This is a genomic window from Komagataeibacter swingsii, assembly GCF_003207895.1.
Classification (GTDB): domain Bacteria; phylum Pseudomonadota; class Alphaproteobacteria; order Acetobacterales; family Acetobacteraceae; genus Komagataeibacter; species Komagataeibacter swingsii.
On sequence record NZ_NKUB01000005.1, the window covers coordinates 44,313 to 57,715 of the forward strand.

General features: G+C 64.3%; 9 protein-coding genes and 1 riboswitch. Of the genes, 8 read left to right on the forward strand and 1 reads right to left on the reverse strand.

The window, feature by feature from the left end:
• The 7 genes from CFR76_RS05930 to htpG all read left to right on the forward strand — a co-directional run bounded on the left by CFR76_RS05930 (nt 1) and on the right by htpG (nt 10,860).
• Nucleotides 1–3,981: a cellulose synthase subunit BcsC-related outer membrane protein gene (locus CFR76_RS05930; protein WP_110556297.1), complete on the forward strand. Its 3,981-nt coding sequence runs from the start codon at nt 1–3 to the stop codon at nt 3,979–3,981.
• Nucleotides 3,981–4,451, forward strand: coding sequence for a cellulose biosynthesis protein BcsD (bcsD, locus tag CFR76_RS05935; protein ID WP_025437503.1), 471 nt, complete (start codon nt 3,981–3,983; stop codon nt 4,449–4,451). The genes CFR76_RS05930 and bcsD overlap by 1 nt, the downstream gene beginning before the upstream one ends.
• Nucleotides 4,452–4,674: 223 nt before the next feature.
• The gene (locus CFR76_RS05940) at nt 4,675–6,879 is read left to right on the forward strand and encodes a beta-glucosidase family protein (RefSeq protein ID WP_110556298.1); all 2,205 of its coding nucleotides are present in this window, start codon (nt 4,675–4,677) and stop codon (nt 6,877–6,879) included.
• An 8-nt stretch (nt 6,880–6,887) separates the two neighbouring features.
• Entirely contained in the window at nt 6,888–7,556 is a 669-nt protein-coding gene (locus tag CFR76_RS05945) for a hypothetical protein (protein ID WP_306309202.1), read from the forward strand.
• A gap of 73 nt (nt 7,557–7,629) precedes the next feature.
• On the forward strand, nt 7,630–8,088 hold the full coding sequence (locus CFR76_RS05950; RefSeq protein ID WP_110556300.1) for a cupin domain-containing protein: 459 nt from the start codon (nt 7,630–7,632) through the stop codon (nt 8,086–8,088).
• Entirely contained in the window at nt 8,085–8,714 is a 630-nt protein-coding gene (locus CFR76_RS05955; protein ID WP_110556301.1) for an NUDIX hydrolase, read from the forward strand. Before CFR76_RS05950 ends, CFR76_RS05955 begins: the two co-directional genes overlap by 4 nt.
• Before the next feature lie 259 nt (nt 8,715–8,973).
• Complete coding sequence (htpG, locus tag CFR76_RS05960; RefSeq protein WP_110556302.1) at nt 8,974–10,860, forward strand: molecular chaperone HtpG; 1,887 nt, start codon at nt 8,974–8,976, stop codon at nt 10,858–10,860.
• A 155-nt stretch (nt 10,861–11,015) separates the two neighbouring features.
• Here htpG and CFR76_RS05965 read toward each other — a convergent pair whose 3' ends face one another.
• The gene (locus CFR76_RS05965) at nt 11,016–11,801 is read right to left on the reverse strand and encodes a class I SAM-dependent methyltransferase (RefSeq protein ID WP_110556303.1); all 786 of its coding nucleotides are present in this window, start codon (nt 11,799–11,801) and stop codon (nt 11,016–11,018) included.
• A gap of 83 nt (nt 11,802–11,884) precedes the next feature.
• Nucleotides 11,885–12,038, reverse strand: a riboswitch (FMN riboswitch).
• 204 nt (nt 12,039–12,242) lie between these two features.
• Here CFR76_RS05965 and mtnA point away from each other — a divergent pair.
• Nucleotides 12,243–13,334: an S-methyl-5-thioribose-1-phosphate isomerase gene (mtnA, locus tag CFR76_RS05970; protein ID WP_167402064.1), complete on the forward strand. Its 1,092-nt coding sequence runs from the start codon at nt 12,243–12,245 to the stop codon at nt 13,332–13,334.
• The last annotated feature ends 69 nt before the right edge of the window (nt 13,335–13,403 follow it).

Below are 13,403 nucleotides of genomic sequence, written 5' to 3' on the forward strand. Positions count from 1 at the left end.
ATGAACAGGCGATACGTCTTTTCACTTTCTGCCGGGCTTCTTGCCAGCAGTTGCATGGGCGTGATGGTGGCCGTGCCGGTCGCCCGCGCGCAACAGGCGTCAACGGCCATGACGGGCGCGCAGGCCACTGGTGGCGCTGCCGCGCCACGGCAGATCCTGCTGCAGCAGGCGCGCTTCTGGTTGCAGCAGCAGCAGTATGACAATGCCCGGCAGGCATTGCAGAACGCGCAGCGGATCGCGCCCGACTCGCCCGACGTGCTGGAAGTCCAGGGCGAATACCAGACGGCCATCGGCAACCGTGAAGCCGCGGCTGACACCCTGCGTCACCTGCAGCAGGTCGCACCGGACAGTGCGGCGGCGAACAGCCTGACCGACCTGCTGCATGAGCGTTCCATTGCCACTTCCGACCTGTCGCAGGTACGTTCGCTTGCGGCATCAGGCCATAACGCGCAGGCCGTGGCCGGGTACCAGAAGCTGTTCAATGGTGGAAAACCGCCCCATTCGCTGGCGGTGGAATATTACCAGACAATGGCCGGCGTGCCGGCCGACTGGGATCAGGCGCGGGCAGGGCTGGCCAGCGTCGTGTCGGCCAATCCGCAGGATTACCGCGCCCAGCTCGCTTTCGCGCAGGCACTGACCTATAATACCGCGACCCGTATGGAGGGTCTGGCGCGACTGAAGGACCTTCAGGGCTTCCGCAGCCAGGCCCCGGTTGAAGCCGCGGCCGCGACCCAGTCCTATCGACAGACACTGGGCTGGCTTCCGGTCACGCCGGAGACGCAGCCGCTCATGCAGCAGTGGCTGGCGGCCCATCCCGATGACGCGGCGCTGAAGGAACACATGCTTCATCCGCCCGGCGGTCCGCCGGACAAGGCGGGCCTTGCGCGTCAGGCGGGTTACCAGCAGTTGAACGCCGGGCGTCTTTCCGCCGCCGAGCAGTCCTTCCAGTCCGCATTGCAGATCAATTCGCATGATGCGGATTCGCTGGGCGGCATGGGGCTGGTCAGCATGCGCCAGGGCGACGCGGCGGAAGCACGGCGTTATTTCCAGGAGGCGATGGCAGCCGATCCCAAGACGGCCGATCGCTGGCGGCCCGCGCTGGCGGGTATGGAAATCAGTGGTGACTATGCCGCCGTGCGCCAGATGATCGCGGCACATGAATATACCGAGGCCAAGCTGCGCCTGACATCGCTGGCGCGCCAGCCGGGGCAGTTCACAGGGGCTACCCTGATGCTGGCGGACCTGGAGCGCACGACCGGACAGATTGATGCGGCCGAGCAGTCGTACCGTTCCGTCCTGGCGCGTGACCCCAACAGCCCGCTGGCCCTGATGGGACTGGCACGGGTGGACATGGCGCAGGGCAATACGGCGGAAGCCCGCCAGCTGCTTTCACGCGTCGGGCCGCAATACGCCGAACAGGTAGGCGAGATCGAGGTGACGGGCCTGATGGCCGCGGCCGCGCACACGTCGGATTCGGCACGCAAGGTTTCCATCCTGCGTGAAGCCATGGCACAGGCGCCGCGCGACCCGTGGGTGCGCATCAACCTCGCCAACGCCCTGCAGCAGCAAGGCGACGTGGCGGAAGCCGGTCGCGTCATGCAGCCGATCCTGGCCAACCCGGTCACGGCGCAGGACCGGCAGGCAGGCATCCTGTATACCTATGGCGCTGGCAACGACGCGGCGACCCGCCGCCTGCTGTCTGGCCTGTCGCCCGAGGACTATTCCCCGGCCATCCGTTCCATTGCCGAGGAAATGCAGATCAAGGAAGATCTGGCCAGCCGCCTGTCCATGGTGGCGAACCCGGTGCCGCTGATCCGGGAAGCGCTGTCCCCGCCGGACCCGACGGGCGCGCGTGGCGTGGCCGTGGCCGATCTGTTCCGCCAGCGTGGCGATATGCTCCATGCCCGCATGGCGCTGCGCATCGCCTCGACCCGCACGATCGACCTGTCGACCGACCAGCGTCTGGCCTACGCCACCGAATACATGAAGATCAGCAACCCGGTCGCCGCCGCCCGCCTGCTTGCGCCCCTGGGCGATGGCAGCGGGAACGGGACGGGCAATGCGCTGCCGCCTGAACAGCAGCAGACCCTGCAGCAGCTTCGCATGGGGATTTCCGTGGCCCAGTCCGACCTGCTGAACCAGCGTGGCGACCAGGCGCAGGCCTACGACCATCTGGCCCCGGCGCTACGGGCCGACCCGGAGGCGACCTCGCCCAAGCTCGCGCTGGCCCGGCTGTACAATGGTGAAGGCAAGGCGAGCAAGGCGCTGGAAATCGACCTTGCGGTGCTGCGTCACAACCCGCAGGACCTTGATGCCCGCCAGGCCGCGGTGCAGGCCGCGGTCAATAGCGGCCGCAAGAGCCTGGCGACCCGTCTTGCGATGGATGGCGTGCAGGAAAGCCCGATGGATGCCCGTGCGTGGCTGGGCATGGCCGTGGCCGATCAGGCCGACGGGCATGGCCACCGCACCATTGCGGACCTGCGCCGGGCCTATGACCTTCGCCTCCAGCAGGTCGAGGGATCCCACATGGCGGCGGGCGCCGGTGCGGCGGAAGACGCGCTTGCGCCCCCGTCCAGCAATCCCTTCCGCCATCATGGATACGGGCGGCAGACGGAACTGGGCGCGCCGGTTACCGGCGGGTCCTACAGCATGGAAGCGACCTCGCCCGAGGCATCGGACCAGATGCTGTCCTCTATTTCCGGGCAGATCAATACGCTGCGTGAAAACCTTGCCCCGTCCATTGACGGTGGCCTCGGGTTCCGGTCGCGTTCGGGCGAACACGGCATGGGCCGCCTGACGGAAGCCAATATCCCCATTGTCGGCCGCCTGCCACTTCAGGCGGGTGAGTCCAGCCTGACCTTCTCGCTCACGCCAACCATGATCTGGTCGGGTGACCTGGACAGCGGTTCGGTCTATGACGTTCCCCGCTTCGGCACCGACATGGCGGTGAAGGCGTGGAACCAGTACGCCAGTTACATGAACCGGCAGAACCAGAATTCCACCACCCGCTACAAGACCCAGGATATACGGGGCGGAGAAGGCGAAGCCGGTTTTGCGCCGGATGTCCAGTTCGGCAATAGCTGGGTGCGTGCGGATGTCGGGGCGTCCCCGATCGGCTTCCCCATCACCAATGTGCTGGGCGGGGTCGAGTTCTCGCCGCGTGTCGGTCCGGTCACATTCCGTGTCAGTGCGGAACGGCGTTCGATCACCAACAGCGTCCTGTCCTATGGCGGGATGCGTGACCCGAACTACTATTCCGCCATCGGGCGCTATGCCCGCAGCCTGTACGGCAAGGAACTGGCGTCACAGTGGAGCCAGGAATGGGGCGGCGTCGTCACCAACCATTTCCATGGGCAGGTCGAGGCAACGCTGGGCAACACCATCCTGTATGGTGGTGGTGGCTATGCGATCCAGACCGGCAAGAACGTACGGCGCAACAGCGAGCGTGAAGCCGGTATCGGCGTCAATACGCTGGTATGGCATAATGCCAACATGCTGGTGCGGATCGGTGTCAGCCTGACCTATTTCGGTTATGCCAACAACCAGGATTTCTATACCTATGGGCAGGGCGGCTACTTCTCGCCACAGTCCTATTACGCAGCCACCGTTCCGATCCGTTATGCCGGTCAGCACAAGCGTCTTGACTGGGACGTGAACGCCTCCGTGGGCTACCAGGTTTTCCACGAGCATTCGTCGCCGTTCTTCCCCACGTCTTCGCTGCTGCAGTCGGGCGCGCAGTATGTGGCCAACAACTACGTGGAAAATGCGACAAGCGCTGACTATCTCTCGCAGGAAACGGTCAACAGCGCCTATTATCCCGGGGATAGTATTGCTAGTCTTACGGGTGGCTTCAATGCTAGGGTAGGGTATCGATTTACCCACAATCTTCGTCTTGATCTGTCGGGGCGCTGGCAGAAGGCCGGTAACTGGACTGAAAGCGGCGCCATGATTTCCGCACACTATCTTATTATGGACCAGTAATGACAACTTTCAACGCAAAACCGGACTTCTCGCTTTTCTTGCAGGCCCTGTCATGGGAAATTGACGATCAGGCCGGGATCGAGGTCAGGAATGACCTGTTGCGGGAGGTCGGCCGCGGAATGGCTGGTCGCCTGCAGCCGCCCCTGTGCAACACCATTCACCAGCTGCAGATCGAACTGAATGCCCTGCTGGGCATGATCAACTGGGGCTATGTGAAGCTGGAGCTGCTGGCGGAAGAACAGGCCATGCGCATCGTGCATGAAGACCTGCCGCAGGTCGGCAGCGCGGGCGAGCCGTCGGGCACCTGGCTGGCCCCGGTGCTGGAGGGGCTGTACGGCCGCTGGATCACGTCGCAGCCCGGTGCGTTCGGTGATTACGTCGTCAGCCGTGACGTTGACGCGGAAGACCTGAATTCCGTCCCGACCCAGACCATCATCCTGTACATGCGCACCCGCAGCAACAGCAACTGATCCGGGTCGCCCCGGCCGCGCTGTTGCTGAAAACCCCGTCCGCAGGCATGCATATGGCCCGCGGACGGGGTTTTTTTACACCTGTCGCGCCCGTTTCCAGTCCAGCCTTGCGCTAGATCATGCGGATTGGGGGTGGAGTGTTCCAGTAATATTGCCGCAGCAGGTGGACGGGCCGTCTGGCCCGCGCCTCTGCTGCCCCTGTCGTCATGGAGGAGCCTGCCGCATGAAACTGTCCCGCAAGTTATTCCTGCTGTCTGCCGTGGCATGCGGCCTGGTGGTGGCGCATGGCCCCGCCCGTGCCCATGCCGCCCATGGCGCGAGCGACCCGGCGGATGAGAGGGCGCGGCAGGTGCTCGCGCATATGAGCCTGGAAGACAAGATGTCCCTGCTGTTCAGCGTGGATGGCGGCGGGTTCAACAGCAGTGTCGCCCCGCCGGGCGGCTTGGGTTCGGCAGCCTACCTGCGCGCGCCCACGGGTTCGGGCCTGCCTGACCTGCAGATTTCGGATGCAGGGCTTGGCGTGCGCAACCCGGCCCATATCCGCAAGGATGGTGCGGCGGTTTCCCTGCCATCGGGCCTGGCCACCGCCAGTTCGTGGGACATGGACATGGCGCGCGAGGCAGGCGCCATGATTGGCCGCGAGGCCTGGCAGAAAGGGTTCAACATCCTGCTGGGCGGCGGGGCGGACCTGACCCGTGACCCGCGCGGCGGCCGCAATTTCGAATATGCGGGCGAAGACCCGCTGCAGACCGGCCGCATGGTGGGCAGCACCATTGCGGGCGTGCAGTCACAGCATGTGATCTCCACCCTCAAGCATTACGCGATGAACGATATCGAGACATCGCGCATGACCATGAGCGCCGATATCGATCCCGTCGCAATGCGTGAAAGCGACCTGCTGGGGTTCGAGATCGCGATCGAGACGGGGCACCCCGGTTCCATCATGTGTGCGTATAACCGCGTCAATGACCTGTATGCGTGCGAAAGCCCGTACCTGCTGACAAGGACGCTGAAGCAGGACTGGCATTATCCCGGCTTCGTCATGTCCGACTGGGGGGCGACCCATTCCTCCGCCCGGGCGGCGCTGGCCGGGCTGGACCAGGAATCCGCAGGCGACCACGCCGATGCGCGGCCCTATTTCCGCACGCTGCTGGCGGCGGATGTAAAGGCCGGCCGCGTGCCGCAGTCGCGCATTGACGACATGGCGCAGCGTATCGTCCGCTCCCTGTTCGCGCAGGGGCTGGTTGACCATCCGCCGCAGCGCGCGCCGCTGGATGTGGTGACCGATACCCTGGTCGCCCAGCGTGACGAGGAGGAGGGCGCGGTCCTGCTGCGCAACGCGGGCAATATCCTGCCGCTTGCCCCCACCGCGCGTATTGCGGTCATTGGTGGCCATGCGGATGTGGGCGTGATTTCGGGCGGCGGGTCCAGCCAGGTCGATCCCATCGGGGGCGAGGTGGTCAAGGGACCGGGCAAGAAGGACTGGCCGGGCGATCCGGTCTATTTCCCGTCCTCACCACTCAGGGCCATGCGGGCCGAAGCCCCGGCCGCCCATATCACCTATGATCCGGGCACGAATATCGCAGCCGCCGTCCGGGCCGCGCGCGCGGCCGATGTGGCCGTCGTGTATGCCACGCAGTTCACCTTCGAGGGGATGGACGCGCCGAACATGCACCTTGACGCCAATGCCGATGCGCTGATCGCCGCCGTCGCCGCCGCCAACCCGCGCACCGTCGTGGTGATGGAAACCGGCGACCCGGTGCTGATGCCGTGGAACAGCAGTGTGGCCGGCGTGCTGGAGGCATGGTTCCCCGGTTCCGGCGGCGGGACCGCCATCGCCCGGCTGCTGTTTGGCAAGGTCGCGCCCTCGGGCCACCTGACCATGACCTTCCCGCAGGCTGAATCCCAGCTGGCCCATCCCGATATCGCGGGCGTGAACGCCAACAACGTGTTCGAGATGCAGTTCCACACCGATCAGGAACTGGTTTATGACGACGGCAGCGATGTCGGTTACCGCTGGTTCGACCGCAATCACCTCAAGCCGCTCTATCCGTTCGGTTATGGCCTGACCTACACCACTTTCACAACCGACGGGCTGGTGGCGGGGTCTCACCACAAGCAGCTGACGGTGACGTTCAATGTGCGCAATACCGGCATGCGTGCGGGCGTGGATGTGCCGCAGGTCTATGTCGGGCTGCCCGATGGCGGCGCACGCAGGCTGGCGGGCTGGCAGCGCGTCAGCCTGGCACCGGGTGAAAGCCGCCAGGTCACGGTGCGGGTCGATCCGCGCCTGCTGGCCCATTTTGATGGCAGGCATGACCGCTGGGACATTCCTTCGGGCCGGTTCCGGGTGTGGCTGGGTCATTCGGCCGTGGATGACAGCCAGCAGGTGAGCGTGCATCTGTCTGGCCGCACGCTGGCACCCTGAGGTACCTGGTGAAGGGCGCCCTGCTGGCCATGGGGGTGCTGGGGGCGGGCATGCTGCCGGCCTTTGGTCCCTGTCTGGCGGCAGGGCTGCCCGATACCCCGCTTGATCGCGCCCGTGTGCTGCTGGTGGTTCAGGAACTGGAAATCACCCTGCTGACCCATCCCAGCGCGACACTGGCGCTGGAGGCCTGGTGCGCCACCCACCACATGGCCGACAGGCCGGTCGTGGTGGCGCGCAAGATGACACTGCCACCCGCCGATCCCGTGCCCGGACGTGTGCGGGCCGATCTGGGGGCCAGCGCCACGCAGCCCATCCGGCACCGGCAGGTGCAGCTTGTCTGCGGGACGCATGTGCTGTCGGTTGCCGATAACTGGTACGTGCCCGACCGGCTGACGGCGCAGATGAATGCAGCGCTGGACGGAACCGATGCCGCCTTCGGGCATGTGGTGGCACCCTTGCATTTTTCGCGCGACCGGCTGGAATTCGCGCGGTTGTGGTCTCCATGGCCGGGTGGCGGGCAGGGCGCTGGGGGGATGATTACGCCGCCAGCCGCTATCGTGCGCCAGCGCGCGGTGCTGCGCGACACGCATGGCCGGCCTTTCAGCGAGGTGGTGGAGACCTATACGGACCAGACCCTTGCCTTCATGCCGGCGGTGGATGCGGATTACGCGCACTAGCCTTGCATTGCGGCCTGGGGGCGGTGGCGTTACTGCGGTGCATGGCCACATGACCGGAGCAAGAGAATTCACCATGATCGACCTGCGTGATCCCAGTACGCCCGCACGGAATGTGCGGCAGGCGCTTGGCCTGCAACCCCACCCCGAAGGCGGGAGCTACCGTGAGATCTGGCGTGACACGCCCGCTGATGGCCCGCGTGGCGCGGTCTCGACCATCACGTTCCTGCTGGCGGAAGGGGAACGTTCGCACTGGCACCGGGTTGATGCAGCGGAAATCTGGTGCTGGCAGGGTGGCAGCCCAATGCTGCTTGAAATCGCGGCGGGGCAGGGCGCGCCTGTTGAGCAGATCGTGCTGGGGCCGCTGCCCACGCAGGGGCAGGTGTTGCAGGCGGTGGTGCCACCGGGTGCCTGGCAGGCCGCAGCTAGCCAGGGGGCATGGAGCCTTATGGGCTGTCAGGTCGCGCCTGCTTTTGTTTTCAGCCAGTTTGAACTGGCCCCGCCCGGCTGGTCACCCGAAGGAGAAAATGCATGATAACCCCGCAATGGCTGGCCTGGGCGCGCGACCTGCAGGCACTGGCCCAGAGCGGCCTGGCCTATGCCGAAAGCCCGTTCGATCGTGAACGCTATGAAAGCATAAGGCGGATCGCAGCCGACATGATGGCCGCGGGCAGCAATGCCGACACGGACCGCGTGCTGGACCTGTTCAGCCAGCAGGACGGCTATGCCACGCCGAAAATCGTGGTGCGGGCCGCCGTGTTTGATGACCGCCAGCGGATCCTGCTGGTGCGCGAGGTGCTGGACCACGACCGCTGGACCCTGCCCGGTGGCTGGGCGGATGTGAATCTTACCCCGGTGGAAAACACGGTCAAGGAAGTGCGTGAGGAAAGCGGCTATGATGTCCGTGTGATCCGGCTTGCCGCCGTATGGGACCGTGACCGGCAGGGCCACCCATCCGCGCCGTTTTCATGCCATACGCTGTATTTCATATGCGAACTGACCGGCGGGCAGGCGCAGACCAGTGTCGAGACATCCGAAATCGGCTGGTTCGGCCCTGATGAAATCCCTGCTGACCTGTCCATGGGCCGCGTCCTGCCCCATCAGATCGCGCGCATGTTCGACCATGTCCGCGATCCGGCCCTGCCGACGGATTTCGATTGAAAATCGGAAAAGTCTTTGGGTGCCGCTTTTCTTTAAAAAGGCGGCATTTCTCGAAGCTTTTTGAAGAAAGCTCCACCAAAAACTTTCCCTGGTTACAGGATGTTTCCCGGGCTGGTTTCTCAAATGGCTTTTTACAGGCGGAATTCCGAAACGGTCTCGAAGTATCCCTGCACGCAGGCCATTGAAAACGCCGCGAAGATTTCCATATCCATTACAAATTGAAACCAGACGGCATTTTCATAGACATGAAGGACCGGCCATGACGGAAAACACAACGACAACCCCGCCCGAAGCTGCGGGCGAACAGCATGAATTCAGCGCCGAGGTCGGCCGCCTGCTCGACCTTGTGGTGCATGCGCTTTATTCCGAACGCGAGATCTTCCTGCGCGAACTCGTCGCCAACGCGGCGGACGCGACCGACAAGCGCCGTTTCGAGGCGCTGACCGACGGTGCGCGCGCGCTGCCCGATGACGCGAAGATCCGCATCAACCCCGACAAGGATGCCCGCCTGCTGACCATAAGCGACGATGGCGCGGGCATGAGCAAGGAAGAACTGGCCCGCAACCTAGGCACCATCGCGCGTTCCGGCACCCGCGCCTTTGGCGAGGAACTGGCCAACGCCAGGCCCGAGGACAAGCCCAGCCTGATCGGGCAGTTCGGCGTTGGCTTCTATGCCGCCTTCATGGTGGCGGACCGGGTGGACGTGATCTCGCGCCGCGCGGGCAGTGATGAGGCCTGGTGCTGGTCCTCCACCGGCAAGGGCAACTACACGATCAGCCCGGCGACCCGTGACAGGGCCGGCACCGACATCATCATGCATATCAAGGAAGATGCGAATGACTTCCTTGATTCATGGCAGCTTGAAAGCATCGTGCGCAAATGGGCGGACCACATCTCGTGGCCCATCACCATCGTCAAGGACGATGGCGCGGAAACGTCGGCCAACAAGGGCACGGCGCTGTGGCGCAAGCCGCGTGGCGAGATTGACGCGGAACAGCTGAACGAGTTCTATCGCCACGTCAGCCACAACTTCGACACGCCATGGGCCACGCTGCACTGGCATGCCGAAGGGACGATGGAATTCTCCGCCCTGCTGTTCATTCCGGGCAGCAAGCCGTTCGAATTCGCCGAGCCGGTGCGTGAAAGCCAGATCCGCCTGCATGTACGCCGCATGTTCATTACCGATGACGCGGGGCTGCTGCCGCCATGGCTGCGCTTTGTCACCGGCGTGGTGGATACCGAAGACCTGCCGCTGAACGTATCGCGTGAAATGCTGCAGGCCACACCCGTGCTGGCGCGCATCCGCAAGGCCGTGACCAATCGCGTGATCTCCGAACTCAAGACCCGTTCCAAGGACGAGGCGGATTTCGAGAAGTTCTGGGACAATTTCGGCCCGACCTTCAAGGAAGGCATCTGGGACGACGGCGAGCACCGTACGGAACTGGCCACCATCGCACGTTTCCGTTCCAGCACGCAGGACGGCTGGACCACGCTGGATGCCTATCTGGAACGCAGGAAGCCCGAGCAGGAAGCCATCTACTACCTGACCGGCGACCGCACGGAAATGCTGCCATCCTCGCCGCAGCTTGAAGGTTTCCGCGCGCGCGGGATCGAGGTGCTGCTGCTGTCCGACCCGGTGGATTCCTTCTGGCCCGAACGTCTGGGTGTGTACAAGGACACGCCGCTGCGCAATATCAGCCAGTTCCACACCGATCTGGAAAAGTTCGGAGCGCCGGAGGAAACGCAGGCTGAAAAGGACGCGCTGGAGGTCGTCATCCCCGCGCTGAAGGAGGCGCTGGGTGACGCGGTATCGGATGTGAAGGGCACCAACCGCCTGGTCAACAGCGCCGTGGTGCTGGCGGCCCCCGAATCCGGCCCGGACCTGCAGATGTTGCGCCTGATGAAGCGCAGCGGCCAGCAGGTGCCCGATACCGCGCCCGTGCTGCAGGTCAACCCGGCGCATCCGTTGATCGCGGACCTTGCCACCCGGGTGAGGAATGGCGACCCGGTGCAGGACATTGCCCTGACGCTTATGGACATGGCCCGCATCCAGGATGGCGAAAGCCCGAAGGACCCGACCGGCTTTGCCCAGCGCCTGACCACGATCCTGACCCGTCTGCCGCTGTCGGACGGGCCGCAGGGCTGAACTGCCTGAGTGCGGAAGTCATCTGCCCCGCCATGCATGCCGCATGGCGGGGCAGTGCTGTTTTGAAGCGAAAAAAAGTTTTTGGTGAAGCTTTTTGCAAAAAGCTTCGAAAGAACGCCGACTTTCTTAAAAAATGCGGCTCCTGGACATTCCTGTTATTTTCTCTTGGCTGGTTTCGTTGCCACAAGAATAAGCATGGGCGGCCGCCGTACTGTATCCTCCAGGTCAGGTCGCGCCTGCAGCACTTCGGCAGGCGGGCAGGGTTCTGCCAGATGGCGGAGTTGGAAGCCACGGTCGAGAAGCGTGTTGACGTAGGTTTCCATCGTGCGGTGGTATTTGATCATCCCATCGACAAACCATGACGTGCTGCGCGCGCCCTGCTGCTGGTAGTGGTCGAGTGGCCAGTGCAGCCTGTTGCCATCCGCATCACGGACCCACCCCACGGGGTGGGCGGTCTGGACCGGATGCTCGACAGAAAAAACGAAGGTGCCACCGGGTTTCAAACTATCGAAAACGCGCTGCACCACAGCCGGGTAATCCGCGATGTAGTGCAGGGCAAGGGACGAAACCGTAAGGTCGAAGGCCGCCGGTGCCGTAGTACAGTCCTCGATGGAAGCGTGTCGGTAGGTAATGGCCGGATCATCTGTCAGCGCGCGTGCGGCGTCGATCATGTTTGCCGATACATCCAGCGCGATAACCTGCTCCGCACCCTGTGCGCGGGCGTAGCGGGCAAAATCGCCAAACCCGCATCCCAGGTCGAGTACGGCCTTGCCGCGCAGGTCGGGCAGCAGGCGGCGCATGGCCGGGATTTCCAGTGCACCGTTCAGTCCCGTGTCATTTTCACGAAGGGTGCGGTACCCTTCAAAAAAACGCGGATCGTCATAAATGTTCTGCGGTGATGGGGCCGGCGCCGTGGTATGGTTTTCGTGTGGTGATGGCATGCGTCATGTCTTCCTTGGTGGACTCGGTGGTCATCCAAGGCGATAACGGGCGCGCACGGACCGCCCATTCGGGCCGTGCGACCGCCAGTTCTCTTTTATCCGGACTGTAACCGTCGGCTCTGGTTTCTCACCAGATCTGCTGACCCCGGTGGCATAAGGCATGCCAGGCGCTCGCGGGCTTCAGGCCGTGCGCCTGTTACCGCCGGTAGGGACTTTCACCCCGCCCTGAGAACACTGACGCGCAGGATAAGGGGTGTACCGCAATGGCGGCAAGTCTGTGGAGGTATCCCTGATCCGGTTGTATGATGGAAAGGCGCGGCAAGGGGCCAGACCTGCCGGAATAAAGGCGTATGGCAGATCGGGGCTTGAATAACGGCCTGCCGGATGTTTCCCTACGCTCCCTTTTGTGTGTTCTGGTTTTTCGATGGCGGCAAGTATTATATGAAAATTGATAACGTCTCTTATCGCAGCGTATGGGTGGACGCGGATGATGGCTGGTCGGTCCATATCTTTGACCAGACCCGCCTGCCGTGGTCGCTTGATATCCTGCGCCTGACCGAACGCGACCAGGTGGCGCATGCCATCCGCACCATGCAGGTGCGTGGCGCGCCGCTGATTGGTGCGGTCGCGGCGTACGGCCTGGCGCTGGCCCTGCGGCATGACAGCAGCGATGAAGCCATGGAACGTGACGCGGCCTTGCTTGCGGCCACACGGCCCACGGCCGTCAACCTTGGCTGGGCGATCCGGCGCATGCTGACGCGCCTGCGCACCACGGCTGTCGCGCACCGCGTGGCGGCGGCGTATGACGAAGCCGGGCGCATCTGTGATGAGGACGTGATCCAGAACGAGGCCATCGGCCGGCAGGGCCTTGAACTGATCGCGGAAATCGCCGCCCGCCGTCCCGGGCCGGTCAACATCATGACCCACTGCAACGCGGGCTGGATCGCGACCGTGGACTGGGGCACCGCGCTTGCGCCGATCTACATGGCGCATGACCGAGGCATTGACGTGCATGTGTGGGTGGATGAAACCCGCCCGCGCAACCAGGGCGCGTCACTGACCGCATGGGAACTGGGCCGCCACGGCGTGAAGCATACGGTCATTGCCGACAATGCCGGCGGGCACCTGATGCAGCATGGCCAGGTGGACATGGTGATCGTGGGCACCGACCGCGTGACCCGCACGGGGGATGTCGCCAACAAGATCGGCACCTACCTCAAGGCGCTGGCGGCGCACGACAATGGCGTGCCCTTCTGGGTGGCGCTGCCGTCGACCACCATCGACTGGACCATCAGTGATGGCGTGAAGGAAATCCCCATCGAGGAGCGCAGCGGGCGCGAGGTCACCCACATACAGGGCCGGGATGACGCAGGCCGCGTGACCAGCGTGCAGCTCGTGCCCGATGGGAGTGCCGCCGCCAACCCGGCGTTTGACGTCACCCCCGCGCGCCTTGTGACCGGGCTGATTACCGAACGCGGCCGCTGCCCCGCCACGGCGGACGGGCTGTGCGACCTGTTCCCCGAATACGTGTAGGGTACGGCCCCGCAGGCCGGGGCTGCCACCTATGACCTTGACAGGCGCGGGCGGGATTGGCTTTGTCGC

What these genes read in the sequence shown, in the direction of transcription:
- CFR76_RS05930 (WP_110556297.1), top strand. Translation starts at nt 1, where the DNA reads ATGAACAGGCGATACGTCTTTTCACTTTCTGCCGGGCTTCTTGCCAGC.
- bcsD (WP_025437503.1), top strand. Translation starts at nt 3,981, where the DNA reads ATGACAACTTTCAACGCAAAACCGGACTTCTCGCTTTTCTTGCAGGCC.
- CFR76_RS05940 (WP_110556298.1), top strand. Translation starts at nt 4,675, where the DNA reads ATGAAACTGTCCCGCAAGTTATTCCTGCTGTCTGCCGTGGCATGCGGC.
- CFR76_RS05950 (WP_110556300.1), top strand. Translation starts at nt 7,630, where the DNA reads ATGATCGACCTGCGTGATCCCAGTACGCCCGCACGGAATGTGCGGCAG.
- CFR76_RS05955 (WP_110556301.1), top strand. Translation starts at nt 8,085, where the DNA reads ATGATAACCCCGCAATGGCTGGCCTGGGCGCGCGACCTGCAGGCACTG.
- htpG (WP_110556302.1), top strand. Translation starts at nt 8,974, where the DNA reads ATGACGGAAAACACAACGACAACCCCGCCCGAAGCTGCGGGCGAACAG.
- CFR76_RS05965 (WP_110556303.1), bottom strand. Translation starts at nt 11,801, where the DNA reads ATGCCATCACCACACGAAAACCATACCACGGCGCCGGCCCCATCACCG.
- mtnA (WP_167402064.1), top strand. Translation starts at nt 12,243, where the DNA reads ATGAAAATTGATAACGTCTCTTATCGCAGCGTATGGGTGGACGCGGAT.